Genomic DNA, 22,247 nt, shown 5'->3' with positions numbered 1-22,247 from the left:
GACCGGGTAAAAGCGCTTCGGGAACGGTCTCGGTCGTGGAGCGTCGGCGCGGCGGTCAGACGTAGTCGCCGACGTGTTCCATGTGGTAGACGACCTCGTCCGAGAGGTGGTCGAGGTAGCCCGAGTGGTCGTCGCCGACCTGCGAGGTGCCGTCGTACTCGGTGTAGTTCGGGGCGGGCGTGTTGCCCGACTCGTAGCCCGTCTCGCCGAGCGCCTGGTCGAACTCGACGACGTTGTATATCCACTGGAGCGTGTCGTCCTCGTGGCTGTGGTAGTTGAACGCGCCCGTGACGACCTCGGTGATGGCGTCGTAGGTGTCCATCCACTCGGTCGTCGGCGCTTCGTTGTCCTGTGCGGCCCCGAGCAGGTGGATCGAGTACACCTCGTGGCCGTTGTCGGTGAACCACGACCCGTTCAGCGACCGGAGGGCGCTCAACACGACCTGCGCGCCCAGCGAGTGGCTCGCGAACCGGAGTCGGGCGTTCGGGCAGGCGTACGCGAAGTCCACCGCGAACTGCGCGAGCTTCGCCCCGTTCTGCTGGGCGATGTCCTCGGCCTCGTACCAGCCGTAGTCCACGCCGCCGCCCTTGTCGGAGTCCCATGTGTAGCCGACCACGGTGCCGTCGTAGCCGTTGGCCCGGAGCTGGCTGTCGGCGTGGGATATCTTGTCGTGGGCCGCCTGCTCGGCGTCGTCGCTGTCGCTCTTCTTGTCCCACCCGTGGACGAACACGGTCACGTCGTCGGTGCAGCCGGTGTCGACGCCGGGCACGTCACCGCTCGTGTCGTAGCTGGTGGCTGTCTCGCCCGTGACCAAGTCGGCGTCGTCGTCGAAGTGGTCGCGGGTCGAGATGGTCGGAACGTCGGACGCCGCCGCGGTTCCGGTCGCTCCGGCGAACGCGACCGAACCCGCGATGGTCGTTGCGCTGTGCTTCAGGAACTGCCGTCGGTCGAACGACATGGGATACTATTACTATCGAGATAGTTTAAATATTTTTGACTAAGATTAGAAATTAATTATCTGAAGAACGCGTCGGTGGCGCGCTCAATCGAGTCCGAACGGTCGTCGACGCGGCGGTCGTGACAGGCCAGACAGACCAGTCCGGCCTCGCCGACCGGCCGCCGGTCGTCGGGCGACTCGGGGCGGCCGAAGTAGTAGCCGCAGTCGGCACACACCAGCAGGTCGTCGACGGGAGCGAGCCACCCGTGGAGTCCCCCGTAGGCCGCCTCGCCGACGAGCAGGTCGTCGGACGCGAGTTCGTCGGGCCACCGGGTCGAGTCGGCGAGGCGGTCGGCGTGGGCGTCGTTGACGTGGGCGGCCCCCCGTTCCCGAGCGTGCTGGCGGGCGGTCTCGCTGTCCTCGCCGGTCGTGCGGATGCGGTGGCCGCAGGTGACGCACTCGAAGCGATGCTGGACCGGCATCTATGCCGACTCGCAACGCCCCCCGACCGCCACACTCCGGGCGGGTCGCTCACCAGCGAGTCGGGCCACGACCCGCGGGGTCGTGGCCCGACTCGCCCGGTCGGTCGTCGCCTGGAGGTCGCACGCGGCCTCGGTCGTCGCCTGAGGTCCGCACGCGGCCTCGGTCGTCGCCTGAGGTCCGCACGCGGCCTCGGTCGTCTCGTGGTCCGTCGGTTCGGTCGTACGTTCCGTTTGCATGGTCTCCTCCGGGACCGCCGACGGCGGGCGAAACGCCCGGACACCACCACACGCGCTCGCCGTCCGACAGTCGGTACCGGACGGTTCCGCGGGTAGCGACTTAAAATCACTCCACGCGAAGCGAAAGTAAAACTGCGAGGCCGAAACGCGTCGGGACGCGGGAGAGAACGGGGTTCCCCGGCGTCGTGAGGATGAACTCGCGTGACGACGAGGCCGAACTCCCGACTTCGTCCGGTCGACTCGCCCGCCGACGGAGACGAACGCCGACCGCGAACCAAACGGGTTTTAAGCCCCGCGCCGTAATCTCACGGCAAGGTAGATATCTATGCAGATGCCACGACGCTTCAACACGTACTGCCCTCACTGCAAGGCTCACGAGGAACACGAGGTCCAGAAGGTCCGGACCGGTCGCTCGACCGGCATGAAGTGGGACCAGCGCAAGCAGCGCGAGGGGAGCAAGGGTATCGGTAACCGCGGTCGGTTCTCGAAGGTGCCCGGCGGTGACAAGCCGACCAAGAAGACCGACCTCAAGTACCTGTGCAGTGAGTGCGGCAAGGCCCACCTCCGCGAGGGATGGCGCGCTGGCCGACTCGAACTCGAGGACTGAGACCATGGCAGGTAACTTCTACACCGTTCAGTGTCCCGACTGCGACAACGAACAGACCGTCTTCGACAAGGCCGCGACCGAGGTCGCGTGTGCGGTCTGTGGCGCGACGCTCGCCCGCCCCACCGGCGGCAAGGCCGACATCGAAGGCGAGGTCACCGAAACGGTTCAAGCCCGATGAAGTACAGCGGCTGGCCCGAATCCGGCGAACTGGTCGTCGGCAAGGTGGACGAGATCGAGGACTTCGGGGTCTTCGTCGACCTCGAGGAGTACGAGGACAAGCGCGGTCTCATCCACGTCAGCGAGGTCGCCAGCGGCTGGATCAAGAACGTCCGCGACCACGTCAACGAGGGCCAGACCGTCGTCTGCAAGGTCCTCGACGTGGACGAGAGCGCCCAGCAGATCGACCTCTCGTACAAGGACGTCAACGACCACCAGCGCTCTGACAAGATTCAGGAGTGGAAGAACGAGCAGAAGGCCGACAACTGGATGACGCTGGCGTTCGGCGAGGACGTGACCGACGAGAAGTACGCCTCGGTCGCCAACGAGCTCATCGCGGCGTTCGGTAGCCTCTACGACGGCTTCGAGCAGGCCGCCATCCACGGCCCCGAGACGCTCTCGGACACCGACCTCACCGACGACGAGGTAGAGCGCATCGTCGAGACGGCCCGCGAGAACGTCTCGGTGCCGTACGTCACGGTGACGGGCTACGTCGACATCGAGAGCCCGGCCGCCGACGGCGTCGACGACGTGAAGGAGGCCCTGCAGGCCGCCGAGGGCAACGGCGACATCCCCGACGAGATCGAACTCGAAGTGACCTACGTGGGCGCGCCCGAGTACCGCATCCGGGTCCGAGCGCCCAACTACAAGACCGCCGAGGCCCAGCTTCAGGAGAGCGCGGCCCGCGCGGAGTCGGCCATCGAGTCGGTCGGCGGTAGCGCGTCGTTCCACCGCGAGCGCCAGACCGACGACGAGTAGCCGGATGAAATCCGACATTCTGGTGTGTTCGGCGTGGAAGACCGAACACGACCGCCCCGTCTACACCCTCTCGGAGACGTGTCCCGAGTGCGGCGCCGACGCCGTAAACAGCGCGCCCGCGCCGTTCAACCCCGAGGACCCGTACGGCGAGTACCGACGGGCACTTAAGCGGCGCGCCCGCGAGTAAGCCACATGGACGAACTCGACATCGAGGCCGTCGCCGACCCCGACCTCGACGACCCCGTCTTGGTCGAAGGACTGCCGGGCGTCGGCCACGTCGGCAAACTCGCGGCCGAACACCTCCTCGAAGAGAAGGACAGCGAAGTGGTGCGTCGGGTCTACTCCGAGCACTTCCCCCCGCAGGTCGGCGTGGGCGAGGACGGCACCACCGAACTGGTCTGCGCCGAGATCCACGCGGTCGAACTCGACGACCGCGACCTGCTGGTGCTGACCGGCGACCATCAGGCGGGCGACAACGCGGGCCACTACCGACTGACCGACGCCTTCCTCGACGTGGCCGAGGAGTTCGGTGTCGAGTCGGTCTACGCGCTCGGCGGCGTCCCGACCGGCGAACTCATCGACGAGTACTCCGTGCTGGGCGCGGCCACCGACGCCGAGTTCGTCGCGGAACTCGAAGACGTGGGCGTCGAGTTCCGCGAGGACGAACCCGCGGGCGGCATCGTCGGCACCAGCGGCCTCCTGCTCGGACTGGGCGAGCGCCGCGGGGTTCGGGCGGCGTGCCTGATGGGCGAGACCAGCGGCTACCTCGTCGACCCCAAGAGCGCTCAGGCCGTCCTCGAAGTGCTCGAAGACGCCCTCGGGTTCGAGGTCGACTTCGAGTCGCTGGAGGAGCGCGCCGAGGAGATGGAGGACGTCGCGAACAAGATCCAAGAGATGGAGAGCCAGCAGGCCGGAATGGCGACCGACGAGGACCTGCGGTACATCGGATAGCGCGGTTCGTCTCCCCTCCCTCTTCTCGCGGTCTACGACTCGAAGACGCGCTGTTTGCGCTCGCTGTAGGCGTGATACGCAGCCGACAGCGCGAACAAGAAGAGGAAGTACCACGTCCAGAACTCCACCCCGAACGCCGACACGAACGCGAACTCGAGGTTGACCGCGAACAGGGTGAGGATGGCGAGGACGCTCACTCCGAGGTAGTAGGTCGCCCACGAGATGTCGCCCTCCGGGACGATCTCCATGTACACCTCGACCTCCTCGGCCCGGTCGCGGAGTTCGAGTTCCTGCTCGCGCTGGTCGTAGTCGATTATGTCGAGCTCGTTAAGCTTCGGCAGATGCGTCTGATGAAGTGACACGTACACGCTCTTGCGCACGTCTCGGGGCGGCGACTCGCCGGTCTCGACCGCGGCGATGTGCTCGGCCAGCGTATCCACTGAGAGGGTGCCGTCGACGTCCCTGAGGTGCTCTATGGCCCGCCGTCGGCGGTCGTTGCGCAGGACGTTGTGGATTTCGCTGGGTTCGAGTTCCCGCTCGCGGTCGGCGTCTTGGTCCTGCACTGTCATTGTTCGGAGCGACGATACAGACCTGACATGTACCGTTCAGTTTATTTCGGCCGATGACCATTAATGTTACTATAATTTCAATTTATGATAGTCGGGAATCAATCGGCGAGAGTTTCTTTAGCGTACGGCCCGTAGCCCGAGCCGTGCTGCCCGAATGGTTGGTCGTCGGGCTCTGGCTGTCGGCCGCGGTCGGGGTTCTCATCGGTGCCATCTTCGCCGTCGGCTCGCGGCTGTACCCGACCCGAACGGTCGAGACCACGCGCGCGTCGGGGGAGGGTCGGCGGCGGATGGAGATACGCCAGTACCTCTCGACCATCGGCGAGGAGTTCGCAGAGGACCACTTCGTGGAGGGCCAGCACGTCGCGTTCTACCTCCCCGAGCGCGACGTCGCCATCACCTTCGACGCCCGGGCGTACTTCCGCATCGAGCGCTCGCCCACCTACGCGGTCCTGGTCGAACACGAGATGCCCGGCGTCCATCTGGGCGACCGACTCCCGTTCGAGACGCCCGAACTCGACGACGGCGAGGACCGCGTCGACCCCGTCGAGGCGGCGTTCGCCGTCCTCGGCGTGCCCGAGAACGCGACGCTGTCGGAGGTCAAGCGGGCCTACCGCGAGAGGATAAAGGAGGTCCACCCCGACCAAGGCGGCGACCGCGAGCGGTTCCAGCAGGTCCGGGAGGCCTACACCACCGTCCGCAAGCGGGCTAACTGAGGCCGCTGACCTCGTAGGAAACGTCGCCCTCTCGCAGCGCGTCGGTGACCCGCCCGACGATGTCGGCGGTGGCGACCACGACCACGTCGAGACCGCGACCCGCTGCCGCGGCCGCCACCTCGCCCGCCGCGAATTTCGTCGCGGGTTCGCGGTCGATTCGGTCGAGCGCCACCACCGCCTCGACCCCCGTCGCGGTCACGAGGTCGGCGGCCGCGCACGCCGACGCGAGCGCGTCGGCGTCGACGGCCTCTGCGCCACCCGACCGGACCGGCGGCACCTGATAGACCGTGACGGTTCCGGGGTCGAAGTCGATGATTCCCTCGAACCCGGTGACGCCAACGTCCCCGCCAGCCGCGGCGTCGGTCGTCGCCACCCCGGTCGCGGGGCCCTCCTCGCCGGGGGTGGCGTGGAGGAGGCCGTCCGACAGCGAGAGGGTCACGGCCTCGCCCTCCGAGATGTCGTCGGTGGCGACCGCGGCGTCCTCCTGGACGCTGCCCAGCACGTCCTCGGTGACGTGGTCGGCGTACCGGCGCACGTCGCCCGCCTCCTGTAAGAGCCAGTCGACGCCCTCCTTCGTGACGCTGTATCGGGAGCGACCCTCCTTCTCGACCAGTCCGTCCTCGACCAGTGCGCGGATGTACTCGCTGACGGCCTGGCTCGTCACGCCGACCGCGTCGGCGATCTCGCCCTGACTCACCGCTGGCTGGCGCTCGGCGATCTCCGCGAGGATGCGAAACCGGGTGGCGGCGCGTTTGTTCTCCAGAACGTCGGCCATATGTATCGATTTCACCACGGAGGCAATAAATCCCCGGCGGTCGCTCCGTCGGGATTCGGAGTCGGTTCGCGACGAACGCGTCGTCACTCCGTTCGACCAGTCATTCGAAACGATGGCAATCGACCGGGAATCTCCAGAAGACGTCGACGTTTTTCGACGCTTCCCACCCCTGATCGTCGAAAGACCCGCGACGGACCCATCGTTCGAAACGATTCCTCTCGGGATATAAACATCTACCGAAGGGGAACCCGGCGACCAATCGAACTGCGAGGTTAGAATATCGGGTCGTCTTCGTACGCTTCGTCCCAATCCGTCCCTTCGAGGCTCTCCTCCATCAGTACCCCCGTCACCGTCGCCTCCCAGTCGTCGCCGATGACTTGGCGGGCTTCCTCCTCGGTAATCTCGCCGTCTTCGTACTTCCGATACGCCTCTCGCTCGTCCGACGTTGTCGAAGTATCGTAGACGGCCATCGGAGTATCTGTTCCGAGCTAGAACCTTCCAGAATATAAATCTTGGCGTCCAACGTCGTCGAACGGGCGAAAACGAGAACTCTCGGCCGTCTCGACCCGATGTAGAAGGGGTTGGACCGGGGACGCCCACCACCGTCGTCTCTGACGATTACCACCTGCGCGACCCGAGTGGCTTCGCGGGGATCGAGGTCGTGACGCGCGAGACGTTTCTCGCCCGCCGCGCCGGGTGGCGCGGCGGGCGAACGCATCGCAACCCCGAAGGGTGGCCCACCCCTCTCCCCGTTCGATGGACGCGCAGTTCCGCGACCGGGCGGTCTACCTCCCCGGCGACGACGCGCTCGTGGTCGCCGACCTCCACGTAGGCCGGGACGCCGCGAGCGCGGTCGAACTCCCGCTTGGCGAGCGCGCCGACCTGACCGACCGACTCGCCGACCTGCTCGCGCGCTTCTCGCCCGCCGAGGTCGTCTTCGCTGGCGACCTGCTCCACGCCTTCGGCCGGGTGCCCGAGGGCGTCGAGGCGACCGTCGAGCGCCTCCGCTCGACGGTCGCCGACGCGGGAGCCGAACTGGTCGCGGTGCGGGGCAACCACGACGGGATGCTCGACGCGGTGGGCGTGTCGGCCCGCGACTCCTACCGCGTGGGTGACACCGTGGTCCACCACGGCCACGAGCGCCCTGCGGCGGGCGAGTCCTCGCCCGCCGCAGGGCGCTACGTGGTCGGCCACGACCACCCGGCCATCGAAATCGAGGGGACTCGACGCCCGTGTCTGCTCTACGGCCCCGGGGCCTTCCGCGGGGCCGACGTGCTGATGCTCCCGGCGTTCAATCGCCTCGCGCCGGGGACGGTCGTCAACGGCATGCGGACCCGGGATTTCATGTCGCCGGTCGTGACCGACGCCGACGCGCTCCGGCCGGTCGTCTGGGACGACGAGGCCGAGGAATCGCTCTCGTTCCCGCCGCTCGGGGAGCTGCGGCGACTGCTCTAATTTAGGTGGTCGGCGGCGACCGCGCGAGCCGCCTTCCGGCCGCTCTCCATGGCGGCGTTCAGCGACGACGCCTCCGTGTACTCGCCCGCGAGGTAGACCGGGCCCTCGGGGTCCCCGACGTCCGGCAGGTCGCTCCAGACCCCCGGCGGCTGGGCGAACTGCGCGAACTCGATTCTGGCGGTGTGGAGGGGTTCGAGGTCGAGTCGGCGCTCGGGATACCACGAGTCGAGGGTCCGGGCGGTCCGGGCCGCGAACTCCTCGTCGGGGTCGTCGGCGACCCCGAGGAAGGTCGCGCTCAGGAGGGTGCGGTCGTCGGGCGCGTACTCGGGCGCGACCGAGGATAGCTGGACGACCTGATTCGGTCCGGCCTCCCCGGCGTTGAGCAGGATGCGCCTCCCGGCGTCGAGTTCCGGGCCGTCGAAGGCGTAGTACTGGGTGACACAGCCGTTGGCCTCGGTCGGAATCGACCCGACCCCGGTGAGGTCGCGGGCCTGCTTGGGGTCGGTCGCGACCACCGCGGCGTCGGCGGTCGTCGTCTCCCTGCCGAGTTCGACGGTGACCTCGCCGTCCCCCGCATCCCCGCCCCCGGCCTCGACGCCGGTCACCGTCTCGTCGGTGTGTATCTCGACCCCGGCCTCGCGGGCGCGGAGGGCCAACTGCTGGCTTATCGCGCCCATCCCCTCGGCTGGGACCGCGATGTCGCCGGTCGCGAGCATCTTGAACGTGAACTCGAACGCCTTGCGCGAGGTCGAGAGGCTCCGGTCGAGGGTGATGCCGCCGTAGAACGGTTCCGCGAAGTTCGACAGGAACCGGGAGGAAAAGCCCCTCTCGTCGAGGTACTCCCGGATGGTGGCGTCCGGGCCGCCGAAGATTTCGGCCGGGGACTTCCCGGCGAGTTCGCGCCTGAGTCTCAGGACCCGGAGCTTGTCGAGGGTCGTCACGTCGCGGTTGAACAGCGTCTCGACCGCGCCGGAGGGGTCACCGAGCGGGTCCGAGAGCACCGCGCGGTGGCCGGGCCGGGCCACCACCGCGCCGGGGGCGAACCGCCGGAGGTCGAGCGCGCCGTAGTCGAGTTCGCGACGCGCCGCGGGATACGCCGTGAAGAGCACCTGAAACCCCCGGTCGAAGACGAACCCGTCACGGTGGAGCGACCGGACCCGGCCGCCGACCTCGCCGTGGCGTTCGAACAGCCGAACCTCCGCGCCCGCCTCCGCGAGTCGGCGGGCCGCGACCAGTCCCGCGAGTCCGCCGCCCGCGACGACGACTTCGGTCATGGCCGGGGTTTGGGCGGCGCGCCACAAAGTCTCTCCGTTCCGAGGGGAATCGGGGTCCGTCGGCCGTCCGCTCGAAATCGCTGCGACAGCGGTCCCCGGAGCCGACGAGACCGTCTCCGAGACGCGCCCCGCTTTCCCCGTCTGCGACAACGCCTAAGGTGGCGCTCGTCGTAGGAGTGCTACCATGGCCCGAGAGGTGAAACTCAGCAGACTCGAATCGACGCTTGAGGAACTGTCCTACCCGGTCACCCGGGACGACGCCGCGACCGAGTTCGAGGACACGACCCTCCTGCTCGCCGACGGCGAGCTGAATCTGGGCGAACTCATCTCCGAGACGTCGGCCGACGAGTTCGACTCCGACCAGGACCTTCAGGACGAGATAAACAACGTCTTGCCCCGGGAAGCGGTGGGCGAACCGTACCAGTCGGAGGGCGAGGGATGAAGCACGCGACTTAAATTGCCGGGTCGGCTACGACGTGCCAACGATGGAGTTCTGTGACGAGTGCGGTTCGATGATGAAAGCCGAGGACGAACTCTGGGTCTGTGGCAGTTGCGGCCACAAGACCCCGAAGGACCCCGACGCCGACTACGTCGTGACCGAAGACCAGGAGGTCAGCGAGGTCATCGAGACCGGCGACGAGGAGAACAGCGCGCTCCCGACGACCGACGCTCGCTGTCCGGAGTGTGGCAACGACCGCGCCCGGTGGTACATGCAACAGATTCGGGCGGCCGACGAGAGCGAGACGCGATTCTTCATCTGTACCGAGTGCGAGCACAAGTGGCGCGAAGACGACAACTAGGGTCCACCTTTTTTCTTCTTCGGGTGCGCGCAGAGCAGACCGCGGAGCGGTCTGCTCTGCTGGCGCAGTCTCTCTACGTGCGGTTCGAAAGAATCCCCGACTAGAAAGGGGATGCTCGCGCCGCGAACTCGCAGTCGCGAGTTCGCGGCGCGGCCACGTAGCGATTGCTGGTGCGCGACCGCATCAGCACAGCACCGCGACCCCAACCCAACGACACCGTCTGCTCACCCCACCACCTTCCGCACCCGCCCCTTCCCCTCCTTCAGGACGTACTTCAGCACGTCCTCGCCCTCCGGAATCGAGTAGAGGTCGCCGAGTTCGTCGGGCGAGCAGGGGTCGACCCCGCGGGCGACGTTCTCGACTCCGCGCGCGAGCAGGTCCTCCGAAGCGGCGAACAGCCGCCGCCTGACGGTCGGCCACGTCCGGGCGTCGGCGATGTCCACCGGTTCGTAGGCCACGATCTCGCCGCCGTCGAGGGTCTCCGAGAGGCGCTGGAGGGTCACGCCCGCGGTGTCCTCGCCGTCGAGGAACTCCCAGAACCCGCAGGGCTGGCCGCGGTACTCCCGGAGGTCGCCGTGGTGGAAGCTGAGGACGCCGTGGTCGGGCGCGTCGAGGGCCTCGCCCTTGAGGACGCCGAACGCGAACCGGACCGCGACGTCGGCCGCTTCGAGCGCCGCCACGCCCTCCTCGGGCAGGACGTTGCCGAAGTCGGGGGCGGGTTCGGGCCTACACCGGACCACCTCGGGGTCGCCCAGTCCCTCGATGGACCCGACCGGTCGGGGCTGGAAGTACTCCGGGAGCCCCGCCAGCCGGAGGGCCGCGCCGACGGGCGTCCAGAGAGGGTTCTCGCGAATCCGGTCGAGGAAGTCGTCCGCGCCACGGTGGCCGATACCGCGCCCGTCGTCGTTCATCACGACGTGGCTCACCTCCGCGTCGGTCCGGGCCAGCATCCGCTCGACCGCCCGGGCCTGCCACGCCGGAACGTCGGACCCACGTACCAGTAGCGCGACCCGCATTCGTGTCGTCGTCATCGTGGTCGCTCGGACGCGCGAGCGACCCTTTGTTATGGTCCGGCTTATTCAGGGGGCGAGGCGGGTCGGCGAGGGTGGGTCGATGCCTACGCGAGAACAAGCCGCGATTGAGCGCGGGACCGGGCCACGATTGAGCGCGGGACCGGGCCGGGATTCGCGCGGCGGTCCTACGGCCGCCGCGCGAAGGTCAGGTAGCCGGTGTGACCCACGCCCGCGGTCGAGGGCCGCGACCCCCGCTCGTCGAAGTCCATCTCGCGCTGGATGGTTTCGAGCGTCTCGATTCCGGCGAGCCCCGCCTCGCGGGCCGACTCGACCACCTCGCGGGTGGCCTCGACGAACGGCGAGTACACCGCGACGAAGCCGCCCCGGACCAGCAGGTCGGGGGCGCGCGCGACGACCTCGGGCGCGTCCTCGGTGTCGAGGGTCACCACGTCGAACCGGCCGAGGTCGTCCACTTGCCCGGTCACGTCGCCGACTCGCACGTCGACTCGGTCGGCCACCTCGGCCAGTTCCATGTTCGAGCGGGCCACCTCGGCGAACTCGGGGTCGCGCTCGAACGTCGTCACCGCCGCGCCCATCCGACCGAGGTACGCCGACAGCACGCCGGTTCCGGTCCCGGCGTCGAGCACTCGGTCGCCGCCCGCGACCCCGGTGTGGCCCGCGATGAGGCCCACGTCGCGGGGCATCATCGGCGCGCCGGTGCGCTCGAAGTGGTTGAACAGGTCGGGCCCGCGGAGCGCGCGCACCTCGAACGGCTCGCCCAGATGGGTCTCCAGCGTGGTCCCGGGTTCCACGTCCTCGGGGACCTCCAGCACCCCGAGGTCGGTCTGGAGCTCCTCGCCGGGTTCGCGCAGGTACTCCCGGTCGCCGTGGACCAGCAGGACCGTCACTCTAGACGCTCGACCGCGGCTGCGAGGTCGCCGTCGGTCGCTTCGAGCGCCTCGCGGGCTTCGTCCTCACTCGCGCCGGTCCGGCCCGCCACGATCTCGACGTCCGAGTCGGGGATGTCGGCCCCGGCGTCGCCGCCCTCGGCGTCGCCCGACTCGACCGCGCCAGCGGTCGAGTCGCGGGTCTCGGGTTCGCCGACGACCTGATAGGTCTCCTGGCCCCGGGCGTCCATCACGGTGATGTCGGGGTCGTCGAACACCAGTTCCTCGCCGTCGCTCTTGCGGATGATGACCTCCTCGGCGTCGAGTTCGTCCACGTCGATGCCCATCTGCTTCATCATCTGCTTCATCTTACGAGGGTCGAGACCCCCGCCGCCTCCTCCGAACATACTCGAAGCGTCGGAACCAGAGCGGATAAGCGTGTTGGACGAGCGTGGGGAGTCGGTGTGTCTGCTCGGGGTGAACGACCGACCGCGATACCGCGAATCAATTCTTGAAAGCCCCCGCCCGTGACGAAAAGTCAGTCTGCCGTTTCCCGTGGATTGTTCAGTCGGCGCAAACCCTACTCGGCGTCGCCCGCGCCCTCGCGGACCATCACGGCCATCCCGGTGTCGAAGTCGCGCATGGCGTCGGCCGACAGCTCCGCCCGGCCGACCGCCAGCAGGCGGCCGTCCTCGTGGACCACCGCGAGTTCGTCGCCGGGTCGGACCTCGGGTCCGACCGCGGCGACGAACTTGGCGAAGACGTTCTTGCCCTCGCGGACGAACGGTTCGCTCTCGTCGCCGACCACGACCCGGCCAGCGGGCGCGTCGAGGGCGTCGAGGAGTCGCCGCCCGCCCGCCAGACCGAGGGTGAATCGGCCGTCGGTGCCGTAGGTGACGAGGCGGCCGTCCTCGGCGATGACCTGCTGTGGTCGCCCCGACGAGGAGCGTTCGACCCGCAGGTCGTCGCCCTCGGGGAACAGCGCGCCCCCCGCGCCCGCCCCGAACTGGTAGTCGGCGGTCGTCCGGAGCGCGGGGAGGTCGTCGTCGGCCCGCGGTCCCGTCCCTCTCGCGCCCTCCGGCGGACTCTCGCCCTCGTCGGTCTCGCTCGCGGTCATCGGCTCCCGATTCGGGTCGCCCGGCGAAAAGGCTTCGTTCTCGGGCTTGGTATTCGCTGTCACTAGACACGGTACCCCGGGACAATTTAATGTTTAATCATTAATTTAGCCGGGGCTTACGGTGCGATTTATATCCTTGGAGCGACTACGAGCGGATACAATGAAATCGAAACTCGGAGCCGTCCTGCTGGTCGTGGCGGGACTTGCCATCTTCGCGGTCGCGGCCCAGCAGACGTTCACCACGTACCTCGTCTCGGCGGTCGGCGTCCTCGCCCTCGCGGCGGGTGCCCTCCTGCTCGGCACCGCGGGCGAGGAAGGCCGCCCGGTGTAGCGGGGACCGTCGCTCGGTCTACAGCAGGAACGTCTCGGGTCGCTCGGACATGTCGACGAACGCGTCGGCGGCCTCGATGAGTTCGTCGGAGGTCGACTCCTCGAAGCTCGTCACCTCGGTCCGGACGCCCTCGTGGCGGAGGTGCGAGCAGAGTCGCGAGAAGTCGCCGTCGCCCGTACAGAGGATGACCGTGTCGACGTGGGTGGCGAGCGTCACCGCGTCGAGGCTCATCCCGACGTCCCAGTCGGCCTTCTTCGACCCGTCGCCGAACGTCTTGAGTTCCTTTATCTTGGTCTCGAATCCGATGTCGGCCAGCGCCTCGAAGAACCGCTCTTCGTCGGGGCTGTCGGCCTGAATCACGTAGGCGATGGCGCGAGTGAGTTCCCGGTCCTGCACCGACTTTTCGAGAAGCGCAGAGTAGTCGATGTTGCGGCTGTAGACGCTCTGGGCCGTGTGATAGAGGTTTTGGGCGTCGGCGAGGACTGCGACCCGCTGGTGCGGGTGGATTTCCGTCATGAGTTTGGTTCGAACCTCCGAGATTAAAGAAGTTGGCACCCCTCGCCGACGTCGCGTGACGCTCACTTGCTACGTTCCGATACCACCTCGACGAGTCGGCCGACGATTTCGTCCCGCGAACGGCTCTCTCCGAGTCTCTCGGGACGTATCGATGCACTACGGAAGTGTCGCATGCTCACCTATCTCCGAATATTCTGGACAACCATGCTGGAATCCGATTGAGGTCTGGATATAGTACTAGGACATCACCGGAATACAACGTTATTCTAAGAAAAAGATTTGTAGTGGGCAGTCCGGAGTGGTACCTACGGAGGTGACGTCCACACGCCTGACACACGCGAACCGAACTCATCGACCGCGATGACGACGTCACGGTCGCCTCGTCCACCGCTACCGTCGTCGCGGTCCGACGTCGACGAGACTCCGATTCGAGGTTGGCACGGAGTCGCTCGGTAACTCTGGTACGTGCGGATTTCGGCGCTGCTCGGGGTGGCACAGGACGGTCCGTGAGACGCTGGCTCGGCGAACGCAGTCCCGGCGTCACCCCGAGACGTGCGATTTTCGAGACTGAATTCCGATACCGACCAGTCGCTCGATTCGAGGCCCGAATCCGCGCCGATGACGGACCGGTCGTCCCCCACTCACGACGAGGGCGTGTCGTGGCCGGTGAGTTCGAGGGTGTCGGGGTCGAGGGTGTAGTACCGCTCCCAGACCGGCGCGAGCCCCACGACGCGGGTGTCGCCGACCGTCGTCTCGGCGTGCTGGTGGTGGTGGCCGACGAGACACAGGTCGGGGTCGAGCGCGTCGACGATTCCGTCGATGTGGTCGCACCCCACCTCGTAGTCCTCGGCGACGGGCAGGCCGTGGGGTGCCTCGTGGACGAGCAACACGTCCACGCCCTCCAGTCGCTTGATCTGCGCGATGTCGTCGCGCACGAAGTGCCTGCGCCGGTCGCCCTGGAGGTTCGGCCGCGGTCGGTCGTACTGGGTCGGGGCGTAGTTCCCCGACAGCCCCGCGATTCGGAGCCCGTCGAGTTCGACCGCGGTGCCCGCGAGCAGGAAGGCGTTTGTCACTCCCGAACTCTCGACGCGGCCGTTCCGGAGGGCCTCGATGGTGTCGAAGTCCTCGTTGTTGCCCGCGATGAAGTAGGTCGGAATCGGGAGGTCGTAGTAGATGAGGTCGCCGAGCTGTAGCGCGACGTCGGCGTCGGCGTCCCGGTAGGCCGCAAAGAGCGCGCGCCGATTGTCGGGGTCGTCGGCGTGGGCGTCTCCCAGAACGAGCATCGATACCGGGTTGGGCGGGCCGGAAGATAAAACCCCCTCGTCCGTCCCGGGGAGGACGCAAGACCTAAGTCCTCGCGCGAGGGTCGATGTCGTATGAAGCTCGGCTCCACTGCAGTTGGCCGCGGTACGCCAGCCAGCGGTGGGGCCGTCGTCGTCGCGGGGCTGAAAGCCACAAAACGCGGTTACTGACCGGTCCACGGCGGCGTGGCGACCCGTCGCGGGCCATCCCTCGTTCTGCACCGCGTGCAAACCGGCTCCCGACGACGACACATGACACGACCCAACGACCCGTTCGGCGGGGTGTACCCCGCCATGACGACCCCCTTCGACTCCGACGACAGCATCGACTTCGACCAGCTCAGAGCCGACGCCCGGCGTCTCGAAGACGCCGGAGTGGACGGCCTCGTCCCGGTGGGTTCGACCGGCGAGAGCGCGACCCTGACCCACGACGAGCACGTCGCGGTGGTCGAGGCGGTCGCCGAGACCGCCGACGTGCCCGTGGTCGCGGGGGCGGGGAGCAACTCCACTCGCGAGGCCGTCGAGCTGGCCCGCCGCTCCGCCGAGGCGGGGGCCGACGCCCTGCTCCTCATCTCGCCGTACTACAACAAGCCCGAACCCGAGGGGATGGAGGACCACTACCGGGCGGTCGCCGACGCGGTCGACCTGCCCCAGATTCTCTACAACGTCCCCTCGCGAACGGGCCGGAACGTCGAGGTCGAGACCGCGGTCTCGCTGGCCGACCACGAGAATATCGCGGGCTACAAGGCCGCGAGCGGCGACCTCGCGCGCATCGGCGAGGTCGTAGAGCGCACCCGCGAGGAGGACTTCGCGGTCCTCTCGGGCGACGACTTCCTCACGCTCCCGATGCTCGCGCTGGGCGCGACCGGGGCCATCAGCGTCGCGGCCAACGTCGAACCCGAGCGGACCTCGGCGATGGTCGAGTCGGCGGTGTCGGGCGACTTCGAGCGCGCCCGCGAGCTCCACGAGCGACTCGCGCCCCTCTTCCGCGCGCTGTTCGCCGAGACCAACCCCATCCCGGTCAAGGAGGCGATGGAGATACGGGGTTACGGCCCCGCGAACCTGCGGTCGCCGCTGACCCGACTCTCGCCCGAACATCGGGCAGAACTTGCGGGTATCCTCGGAGAGTTATCGGATGGGACGAGTGAGGGACGACAATGACTGTCGCAGTCGCCGTCACGGGCGCGACCGGCCGGATGGGCCGGGCGGTCCTCGACGCCGCGAGCGCCCGCGAGGACGTGGCGGTCGCCTTCGCGGTCTCTCGAACTCCCGACGAGGCCGCGGGCGCGACCGGCGCGGGCGCGCCGGTCGCGCCCGCCGACGACCTCGACCGACTGCTCGACGAGCGCGAACCCGACGCGCTCGTGGACTTCACCGCCCCGGAGAGCAGTCCGGAATACGTCTCGGCGGCCGCCGAGGCGGGCGTCGCCAGCGTGGTCGGTACCACGGGATTCGACGAGGCGGGCGAGCGCGCGCTCGGCGAGGCCGCCGAGCGCGCGCCCGTCCTGCGGGCCGCCAACTTCGGCCGGGGGTGCAGGCCCTGCTCGCGGCGGTCGAAGCCGCGGTCTCGGCGGTGCCGGGCTACGACGTGGAGGTGACCGAGACCCACCACAACCGCAAGCGCGACGCGCCGAGCGGGACCGCGAACACGATTCTGGAGCGAATAGAGGGCGCGCGAGCGGCGTCGCCGCGCGACGCCGCTCGCGCCGAGGACGGGCCGGACCCGGGCGACGCGAACGCCCGGCGCGTCCACGGCCGCGAGGGCGACGCGCCACGCGACCCCGGCGAAATCGGCGTCCACGCCCGGCGCGCGGGGACCGTCACGGGCGAACACGAGGTCCTGCTCGCCGGCAACGGCGAGGAAGTTCGGCTCACCCACCGGGCGGGGGACCGGCGAGTGTTCGCCGAGGGCGCGCTCGACGCCGCGGTCTGGGTGGCCGGGCGGGGACCGGGCCGATACGAGTTCGCCGACGTAGTGGAGGACGAAGCATGAGTCTGCAAACCGACATCGAGGACCTCTGGCGACGATACGACGACGGCGACCTGACCGCGACCACCGCGAGTAGCGAGGAGTACGACGCTCTCGACGCCTTCCTCGACGCGCTCGAATCCGGCGCGGTCCGGGCCGCCGAGAAGCGCGACGGCGAGTGGGAGGCAAACGAGTGGGTCAAGCGGGGAATCCTGCTCAACTTCGGCCTGCGCGAGACCGCGGGCCGCGAGTACGGCGGCGTGACCTACAACGACGTCCTCCCGCTCCGCCGGACCGACGACCTCGCGGAACGGGCCACTCGCAACACCCCCGACGGCACCGTCCTCCGCCGGGGGTCGTACCTCGGCGAGGACTGCATCGTGATGAGCCCGAGCTTCGTGAATATCGGCGCGCACGTCGGCGACGGGACGCTCGTGGACTCCTGCGACACGGTCGGCTCGTGCGCCCAGATCGGTGCCGACGTGAAGCTCGGCGGCAACACCCTCATCGGCGGCGTGCTCGAACCCGTCGAGAGCGCCCCGGTCGTGGTCGAGGACGGCGTCTCGCTCGGCGCGGGGTGTCGCGTGACCTCCGGGTTCGTCGTGGGCGAGAACTCCGTGGTCGCGGAGAACACCCTGCTCACGCCCCGGATTCCGGTCTACGACCTCGTGGAGGACGAGGTCGTCTACGGCCGCCTGCCGCCCGAGCGCCGGGCGTTCGCCCGGTTCGTCGAGTCGTCGGTCGGCGACCACGACCTCTTCGACGGCGGTGCGTTCAAGCCCGCGGTCGTCGCACTGGACCTCGAAGCGACCACGATGGAGGGCGTCGAGCGCGAAGACGCCCTCCGGGAGTGAGCATGACCGGGGACAATCCATCGATTCGGCGGCTCGGAGACTGGTCGGCCGACCGACTCGCAGACCTCGCCGACGACCACGACACGCCGCTGTACGTCCTCGACCTCGACCGCGCCCGCGAGAACTACCGCCGGATGGCCCGGGCGTTCCCCGACGCCGAGGTCCACTACGCCGCGAAGGCCAACACCGCCCGGCCCGTCCTCCGCGCCCTCGCCGACGAGGGCGCGGGCGTCGAGTGCGCCTCGGCGGGCGAACTCCGGCGAGCTATCGACGCCGGAGTGCCGGGCGAGCGCGTCCAGTACACCGCGGTGAATCCGCCCGCCCGCGACCTCGACCGCGCGGTCGAGGTCGCGGGCGACCACCCTCGCGTCACGGTTACGGCGGGCGCGGCCGACACCGTCGAGCGCCTCCGCGAGCGCGGCTACGACGGCCGCCTGTGCGTCCGAGTCAATCCGGGCGTCGGCGCGGGCCACCACGAGAAGGTCGCGACCGGTGCCGACGCGAAGTTCGGGGTCCCGTACGACGACGCGGCCTCCCTCGTCGAATCCGCCCGCGAGGACTTCGAGGTCGTCGGAATCCACGCCCACGCCGGAAGCGGCATCTCGGGCGAGGACCTCTCGGCCCACCGCGAGCTGGTCTCGCGGATGGGCGACCTCGCGCGCGACCTCGGTTCCCGCGCCGTAGACCTCGAATTCGTGGACATCGGCGGCGGCTTCGGCGTCCCCTACCGCCCCGACGAGGACCCCCTCGACCTCGACGCGGTCGCGGCGGCGACCCGCGAGGCGCTGGGGGAGGTCGACGCGACCCTCTTCGTCGAACCCGGCCGGTACCTCGTGGCCGACGCGGGGGTCCTGCTGACCCGGGTCAACACGGTCAAGGAGGCCCCCGGCGCGACGGTCGTCGGGGTCGGCGCGGGGATGACCGACCTCGCGCGACCCGCCATCTACGACGCCCACCACGAGATTCGCAACCTCACCGGCGAACGCGAGGGCCGCCCGAGTCGGGAGGTGACGGTCGCGGGACCCGTCTGCGAGTCCTCCGACACCTTCGGCGAACACCGGCTCTCGGCTCCCGAGCGCGCCGACTTACTCGCGGTCGGCAACGCCGGGGCCTACGGCTACGAGATGGCGAGCCAGTACAACTCCCGTCCCCGCCCGGCGTCGGTCGTCCTCGACGGCGACTCGGCGCGCGTGGCGCGGCGGCGCGAGACGATGGCTGACGTGACGGCAGTGGAGGATTCAGAATGAGCATCGCGTACCAGAAGTACCACGGCACCAGCAACGACTTCGTAATCGTAGACGCAGACGAGTACGTCCCCGACAGGAGCGCGTTCGCGCGGGCGGTCTGCGACCCCCGCGCGAGCGAGGGGGTGGGCGCAGACGGCGTCCTCTTCCTCGCGCTCGAACCCCAGTTCTCGCCCCCGCGGGCGGTGATGACGCTGGTCCAGCCCGACGGCTCGACGGCCGCGATGTGCGGCAACGGCGCGCGGTGCGCGGCGCGGTGGGCCGCCGAGCGGACCGGCGCGAACGAGATAATGCTCGACACGCAGGCGGGCACCCGCCGGGCCGAGGTCGACGGCGAGCGAGTCACCATCGAGATGGGCGAACCGACCTTCGCGCCCCGAGCAATTCCGGTCGCCGCCGACGAGGGGGGCGTCGGCGACGCCCCCCTCGTCTCCGAGGCGGTCGGGGGCCTCGAAGTGACGGCGGTGAACACCGGCGTCCCCCACGCCGTCGCCTTCGTCGAGGACGTGGACGCGGTCGACCTCGAATCGGTCGCGCCCGCGATTCGCCACGCCGAGGTCTTCCCCGAGGGCGCGAACGTCAATCTCGCCGCGCCCCGGCCCGACGGCGGGTTCGACCAGCGGACCTACGAGCGCGGGGTGGAGGGCGAGACGCGCTCGTGTGGCACCGGCGCGGTCGCCATCGCGGCGGTCGCACGCCGACTCGGCAGACTCCGGGGGAGCTCGGTCGCGGTCCACCCGCCGGGCGGCCGTCTCGACGTGGCGTTTCGGAACGGCCGAGCGACCCTGACCGGCCCGACCGTCCGGGAGTTCGAGGGCGAGGTGGCCTCGACCCCGGAGCCGCGCCGGGTCGGGGAGGCGTGAGCGTGACCGCGAGCGAGCGCTTCGACCCCGTCACCTTCCTCGAAGCCGCGGTGGCGACACCCTCCCACGAGGACCCCGCCGAGATGCGCGAGTTGCTGGTCGAGACCCTCGAATCCCGGGGCATTGAGGCCCGCGTCGACGAGGCCGGGAACACCCTCGCGGTCCGGGACTCGGGCCGCGAGGGCCCCCACGTCGTCCTCAACACCCACATCGACACCGTGCCGCCCCACGTCCCCTTCTCGCGCGACGGGGACGTGATTCGCGGTCGCGGGGCCTGCGACGCCAAGGGCCCGCTCGCGGCCCTCCTCGCGGCCTTCTTCGGGGCCGCCGTCGAGCGCGGGCGTGTCTCGCTGGCGGTAACGCCCGACGAGGAGACCGGGTCGACCGGGGCCCACGCGCTCTCGTTCGACCCGGTGCCCGACGCCGTCGTCGTGGGCGAACCCACCGAACTCGACGTCTGCAACGCCGCGAAGGGTCGGTTCCAGGCGACCGTCACGGTCGAGGGCGAGAACGCCCACGCCGCCGAACCCCACGAGGGCGTCAACGCGATTCGCGCGGCGGGCGACCTGCTCGCGGCGTTCGACACATTTGACGACCGCGACGATTCCCCGGGCGTCCACGACGCGCTGGGGGCACCGACGCTGACCCCGACGACCGTCGCGGGCGGCGACGCGACGAACCAGGTGCCAGCGACGTGCTCGGTCGTCGTCGACCGCCGGAGCGTCCCGCCAGAGACCGCCAAGGGGTTCCGGTCGTCGCTCGAAGCCCACCTCCGGGGTCGCGCGCCCGAGGACGCGGGCGTCTCGGTCTCGCTCGCCGAGCGCGACACGCCGTTCCTGGAGGCGTGGGAGACGCCCGCCGACGCCGAGGTCGTCCGGGCGCTCGCCGACGCCAGCGGGGGCGCGGTCCGGCCGTTCACCGCGGCGACCGAGGCCGCCTACTTCGCGGCGGTCGCGCCGACGGTCGTGTTCGGGCCGGGCGGGCTGGCCGACGACGAGGGCGCGGTCGCCCACGCGCCCCGCGAGTACGTCCGGATTTCGGCGGTCGAGCGGGCGGCCGAGGCGGTCGAGGCCGCGCTGGACGCCCTGCTGGGGTGAGCGCGTTCGGCCCCGGGCGCTCTCGCCCGGGGGCCGAACGCGAACGGGCGGATTTATCACCCGTGGGCTTCACTCTCCGGACATGACGCCGGACGCGGCCCCGGGGACGCGCGCTCCGACGGCCGGTTTCGCCGCCGCCGCGCTCCTCGTCGCGGCGGCGTTCGTCGGGGCCGCGACGGTCGGGACGCTGTCGACCGTCGGGCCGTACCTCCTCGGCATCTCCGGACTCGTCGCGGCGCTCTTTCTGGTCGGCTTCTGGGGGCACTGACGCCGAGCGCGGGACGCCGAACCGACCGGCTCAGCGACGCGCCCAGTACGCCGTGCGGTGGGGGAAGTGCTGGCGGCGGACCGACTCCGACAGCGCCGCGAGTCCGGCGGCCGCCATCGCGAGCGACGCGGTTCCGAACGAGGTTCTGGGATTGAAGAAGACCCGCCGCGTCAGGAGGTGGGTCTCGCCGTCGCGGGTGACCGCGAGCTTTCCCCTGCGCTCGGGTTCGCCCGGCAGGGCGCTCGGGTCCCGGAAGACCAATCGCTCGCCGTCGATGGCCCGCGAGACGACGGCCCTGTCGCGCTCGGGGAGGCGGTCGTACGCCACGAGGGTCTCGGTGTCGTCGGGAATCTCCTCGACGACGCCCAGCGAGGTCACCTCGTACTCGAACGCGCCGACGCCGACCACGGTGGCGGCGGTCAGCAGGAAGACGCCCGCGAAGAACAGCAGGTAGTTCGCAGTCTCGGTCACGCTCCGGAGTTATCGTCTCGTTTAGGTAAGTCTTTCTCCGGGTCGGCGGGGGTCACCGGCGGGTCCAGAACACCGACCGATGGGGGAAGTGTCTGCGCCGGATGGCCTCGGACATCGCCGCGAGGCCGACCGCACCCATCGCGAGTGACGCCGCCCCGAACGGGGTCCGCCAGTTGAAGAACAGCCGCCGGTCGACGAGGTGGGTCGTCCCGTCGCGCTCGACCGCGAACCGCCCCTTCGTTCCGTACTTGCCGGGGAGTTGCCCGCGCGTCCGCAGGACGACGCGCTCGCCCGCGAGGACTCGGTCGAGCATCTCCCGGTCGCGCTCGGAGAGCGATTCGTACTCCACGCGGACGATGGTGGTGTCGGTCGCCGAGAAGGTGTGAGACTCGTTCTCGACGAACCGGATGCCGTCGGGCGACCCCTCGACCTCTTCGAGCGCGACCACCTCGTACTCGAACGCGCCGATGCCGACCACGAAGCCGCCGACGATCAGGAGGAATCCGACGAGAAACAGCGCCAGGTGGCCCAACTCGTCCAT

General features: G+C 69.4%; 31 protein-coding genes and 1 pseudogene. 17 read left to right on the top strand and 15 right to left on the bottom strand.

The genetic code is table 11. From position 1 onward, the window contains the following. Positions 1–55: 55 nt before the first annotated feature. From NGM10_RS04805 to NGM10_RS04795, 3 genes are read right to left on the bottom strand one after another with little or no spacing between them, the layout of a single operon-like run. The gene (locus NGM10_RS04805; protein WP_253482368.1) at positions 56–958 is read right to left on the bottom strand and encodes an alpha/beta hydrolase; all 903 of its coding nucleotides are present in this window, start codon (positions 956–958) and stop codon (positions 56–58) included. A gap of 56 nt (positions 959–1,014) precedes the next feature. Then, positions 1,015–1,419 (bottom strand): hypothetical protein, encoded by a 405-nt coding sequence (locus NGM10_RS04800; RefSeq protein ID WP_253482367.1) that lies wholly within the window; start codon positions 1,417–1,419, stop codon positions 1,015–1,017. Further along, positions 1,420–1,656, bottom strand: coding sequence for a hypothetical protein (locus NGM10_RS04795; RefSeq protein WP_253482366.1), 237 nt, complete (start codon positions 1,654–1,656; stop codon positions 1,420–1,422). Between the two features lie 325 nt (positions 1,657–1,981). On the opposite strand from NGM10_RS04795, the gene NGM10_RS04790 reads away from it, so the two are divergent. Genes NGM10_RS04790 through NGM10_RS04770 form a run of 5 tightly spaced genes read left to right on the top strand, consistent with a single transcriptional unit; the run spans position 1,982 to position 4,189 of the window. Then, entirely contained in the window at positions 1,982–2,263 is a 282-nt protein-coding gene (locus tag NGM10_RS04790; RefSeq protein WP_128477830.1) for a 50S ribosomal protein L44e, read from the top strand. Between the two features lie 4 nt (positions 2,264–2,267). Further along, on the top strand, positions 2,268–2,441 hold the full coding sequence (locus NGM10_RS04785; RefSeq protein WP_253482365.1) for a 30S ribosomal protein S27e: 174 nt from the start codon (positions 2,268–2,270) through the stop codon (positions 2,439–2,441). Further along, positions 2,438–3,238, top strand: coding sequence for a translation initiation factor IF-2 subunit alpha (locus tag NGM10_RS04780; protein WP_253482364.1), 801 nt, complete (start codon positions 2,438–2,440; stop codon positions 3,236–3,238). Before NGM10_RS04785 ends, NGM10_RS04780 begins: the two co-directional genes overlap by 4 nt. Before the next feature lie 4 nt (positions 3,239–3,242). Then, a complete protein-coding gene (locus NGM10_RS04775; protein ID WP_253482363.1) occupies positions 3,243–3,425 on the top strand; it encodes an RNA-protein complex protein Nop10 in 183 nt (60 codons plus the stop codon). A 5-nt stretch (positions 3,426–3,430) separates the two neighbouring features. Continuing rightward, a complete protein-coding gene (locus NGM10_RS04770; RefSeq protein WP_253482362.1) occupies positions 3,431–4,189 on the top strand; it encodes a proteasome assembly chaperone family protein in 759 nt (252 codons plus the stop codon). A gap of 32 nt (positions 4,190–4,221) precedes the next feature. Here NGM10_RS04770 and NGM10_RS04765 read toward each other — a convergent pair whose 3' ends face one another. Beyond that, complete coding sequence (locus tag NGM10_RS04765) at positions 4,222–4,758, bottom strand: DUF7344 domain-containing protein (RefSeq protein ID WP_253482360.1); 537 nt, start codon at positions 4,756–4,758, stop codon at positions 4,222–4,224. 146 nt (positions 4,759–4,904) lie between these two features. On the opposite strand from NGM10_RS04765, the gene NGM10_RS04760 reads away from it, so the two are divergent. Then, positions 4,905–5,471, top strand: coding sequence for a J domain-containing protein (locus NGM10_RS04760; RefSeq protein WP_253483764.1), 567 nt, complete (start codon positions 4,905–4,907; stop codon positions 5,469–5,471). Here NGM10_RS04760 and NGM10_RS04755 read toward each other — a convergent pair. Together NGM10_RS04755 and NGM10_RS04750 are read right to left on the bottom strand one after the other, a co-directional pair. Further along, on the bottom strand, positions 5,464–6,246 hold the full coding sequence (locus tag NGM10_RS04755) for a DUF7839 domain-containing protein (protein WP_253482358.1): 783 nt from the start codon (positions 6,244–6,246) through the stop codon (positions 5,464–5,466). The two genes, NGM10_RS04760 and NGM10_RS04755, sit on opposite strands and share 8 nt — an antisense overlap. 272 nt (positions 6,247–6,518) lie before the next feature. Further along, positions 6,519–6,716, bottom strand: a complete 198-nt coding sequence (locus NGM10_RS04750; protein WP_253482355.1) for a hypothetical protein — start codon at positions 6,714–6,716, stop codon at positions 6,519–6,521. 286 nt (positions 6,717–7,002) lie between these two features. On the opposite strand from NGM10_RS04750, the gene NGM10_RS04745 reads away from it, so the two are divergent. Beyond that, on the top strand, positions 7,003–7,701 hold the full coding sequence (locus NGM10_RS04745; protein ID WP_253482353.1) for a metallophosphoesterase: 699 nt from the start codon (positions 7,003–7,005) through the stop codon (positions 7,699–7,701). Here the strand turns inward: NGM10_RS04745 and NGM10_RS04740 are convergent. Further along, entirely contained in the window at positions 7,698–8,975 is a 1,278-nt protein-coding gene (locus NGM10_RS04740; protein WP_253482351.1) for an NAD(P)/FAD-dependent oxidoreductase, read from the bottom strand. The two genes, NGM10_RS04745 and NGM10_RS04740, sit on opposite strands and share 4 nt — an antisense overlap. A 184-nt stretch (positions 8,976–9,159) precedes the next feature. On the opposite strand from NGM10_RS04740, the gene NGM10_RS04735 reads away from it, so the two are divergent. Together NGM10_RS04735 and NGM10_RS04730 are read left to right on the top strand one after the other, a co-directional pair. Next, a complete protein-coding gene (locus NGM10_RS04735) occupies positions 9,160–9,417 on the top strand; it encodes a DUF5789 family protein (protein ID WP_253482349.1) in 258 nt (85 codons plus the stop codon). A 43-nt stretch (positions 9,418–9,460) separates the two neighbouring features. Next, positions 9,461–9,775, top strand: a complete 315-nt coding sequence (locus tag NGM10_RS04730; protein ID WP_253482347.1) for a transcription factor S — start codon at positions 9,461–9,463, stop codon at positions 9,773–9,775. A 224-nt stretch (positions 9,776–9,999) separates the two neighbouring features. Here NGM10_RS04730 and NGM10_RS04725 read toward each other — a convergent pair whose 3' ends face one another. From NGM10_RS04725 to NGM10_RS04710, 4 genes are all read right to left on the bottom strand, one after another. Further along, the gene (locus NGM10_RS04725) at positions 10,000–10,806 is read right to left on the bottom strand and encodes a formyltransferase family protein (protein WP_253482346.1); all 807 of its coding nucleotides are present in this window, start codon (positions 10,804–10,806) and stop codon (positions 10,000–10,002) included. A 167-nt stretch (positions 10,807–10,973) separates the two neighbouring features. Further along, on the bottom strand, positions 10,974–11,696 hold the full coding sequence (locus tag NGM10_RS04720) for a tRNA (adenine-N1)-methyltransferase (protein WP_253482344.1): 723 nt from the start codon (positions 11,694–11,696) through the stop codon (positions 10,974–10,976). Next, positions 11,693–12,082 carry a nascent polypeptide-associated complex protein gene (locus NGM10_RS04715; RefSeq protein ID WP_253482341.1) on the bottom strand — a complete coding sequence of 130 codons (390 nt, stop codon included), beginning with the start codon at positions 12,080–12,082 and terminating at the stop codon, positions 11,693–11,695. Before NGM10_RS04715 ends, NGM10_RS04720 begins: the two co-directional genes overlap by 4 nt. A gap of 173 nt (positions 12,083–12,255) precedes the next feature. Next, complete coding sequence (locus NGM10_RS04710) at positions 12,256–12,792, bottom strand: PUA domain-containing protein (protein ID WP_253482339.1); 537 nt, start codon at positions 12,790–12,792, stop codon at positions 12,256–12,258. Positions 12,793–12,952: 160 nt separating this feature from the next. Here NGM10_RS04710 and NGM10_RS04705 point away from each other — a divergent pair, with 160 nt between their 5' ends. Continuing rightward, a complete protein-coding gene (locus tag NGM10_RS04705; protein ID WP_253482337.1) occupies positions 12,953–13,123 on the top strand; it encodes a hypothetical protein in 171 nt (56 codons plus the stop codon). An 18-nt stretch (positions 13,124–13,141) separates the two neighbouring features. Here NGM10_RS04705 and NGM10_RS04700 read toward each other — a convergent pair whose 3' ends face one another. Both NGM10_RS04700 and NGM10_RS04695 read right to left on the bottom strand, forming a co-directional pair. Further along, positions 13,142–13,639, bottom strand: a complete 498-nt coding sequence (locus NGM10_RS04700) for a LabA-like NYN domain-containing protein (protein WP_253482335.1) — start codon at positions 13,637–13,639, stop codon at positions 13,142–13,144. A 641-nt stretch (positions 13,640–14,280) separates the two neighbouring features. After that, on the bottom strand, positions 14,281–14,922 hold the full coding sequence (locus tag NGM10_RS04695) for a metallophosphoesterase family protein (RefSeq protein WP_253482334.1): 642 nt from the start codon (positions 14,920–14,922) through the stop codon (positions 14,281–14,283). A 270-nt stretch (positions 14,923–15,192) separates the two neighbouring features. Here NGM10_RS04695 and dapA point away from each other — a divergent pair, with 270 nt between their 5' ends. The 7 genes and pseudogenes from dapA to NGM10_RS04660 all read left to right on the top strand — a co-directional run bounded on the left by dapA (position 15,193) and on the right by NGM10_RS04660 (position 21,235). Continuing rightward, the gene (dapA, locus tag NGM10_RS04690) at positions 15,193–16,101 is read left to right on the top strand and encodes a 4-hydroxy-tetrahydrodipicolinate synthase (RefSeq protein WP_253482333.1); all 909 of its coding nucleotides are present in this window, start codon (positions 15,193–15,195) and stop codon (positions 16,099–16,101) included. Further along, positions 16,098–16,933, top strand: a pseudogene (dapB, locus tag NGM10_RS04685) (4-hydroxy-tetrahydrodipicolinate reductase). The gene dapA and the pseudogene dapB overlap by 4 nt, the downstream one beginning before the upstream one ends. After that, complete coding sequence (locus NGM10_RS04680; RefSeq protein WP_253482332.1) at positions 16,930–17,763, top strand: 2,3,4,5-tetrahydropyridine-2,6-dicarboxylate N-succinyltransferase; 834 nt, start codon at positions 16,930–16,932, stop codon at positions 17,761–17,763. The pseudogene dapB and the gene NGM10_RS04680 overlap by 4 nt, the downstream one beginning before the upstream one ends. 2 nt (positions 17,764–17,765) lie before the next feature. After that, the gene (lysA, locus tag NGM10_RS04675) at positions 17,766–19,010 is read left to right on the top strand and encodes a diaminopimelate decarboxylase (protein WP_253482330.1); all 1,245 of its coding nucleotides are present in this window, start codon (positions 17,766–17,768) and stop codon (positions 19,008–19,010) included. Further along, positions 19,007–19,870, top strand: coding sequence for a diaminopimelate epimerase (gene dapF, locus NGM10_RS04670; RefSeq protein ID WP_253482328.1), 864 nt, complete (start codon positions 19,007–19,009; stop codon positions 19,868–19,870). Before lysA ends, dapF begins: the two co-directional genes overlap by 4 nt. A 2-nt stretch (positions 19,871–19,872) precedes the next feature. Beyond that, positions 19,873–20,967: a M20/M25/M40 family metallo-hydrolase gene (locus tag NGM10_RS04665; RefSeq protein WP_253482327.1), complete on the top strand. Its 1,095-nt coding sequence runs from the start codon at positions 19,873–19,875 to the stop codon at positions 20,965–20,967. 82 nt (positions 20,968–21,049) lie between these two features. Beyond that, positions 21,050–21,235, top strand: coding sequence for a hypothetical protein (locus NGM10_RS04660; RefSeq protein WP_253482325.1), 186 nt, complete (start codon positions 21,050–21,052; stop codon positions 21,233–21,235). Between the two features lie 30 nt (positions 21,236–21,265). On the opposite strand, the gene NGM10_RS04655 is transcribed toward NGM10_RS04660, so the two are convergent. Together NGM10_RS04655 and NGM10_RS04650 are read right to left on the bottom strand one after the other, a co-directional pair. Beyond that, the gene (locus NGM10_RS04655; RefSeq protein WP_253482323.1) at positions 21,266–21,706 is read right to left on the bottom strand and encodes a DUF7979 domain-containing protein; all 441 of its coding nucleotides are present in this window, start codon (positions 21,704–21,706) and stop codon (positions 21,266–21,268) included. Between the two features lie 52 nt (positions 21,707–21,758). Beyond that, a complete protein-coding gene (locus NGM10_RS04650) occupies positions 21,759–22,247 on the bottom strand; it encodes a hypothetical protein (RefSeq protein ID WP_253482321.1) in 489 nt (162 codons plus the stop codon).

Origin of the sequence: Halorussus salilacus (genome assembly GCF_024138125.1) — an archaeon.
Lineage (GTDB): Archaea > Halobacteriota > Halobacteria > Halobacteriales > Haladaptataceae > Halorussus > Halorussus salilacus.
This window is presented reverse-complemented; position numbering and strand designations above follow the sequence as displayed.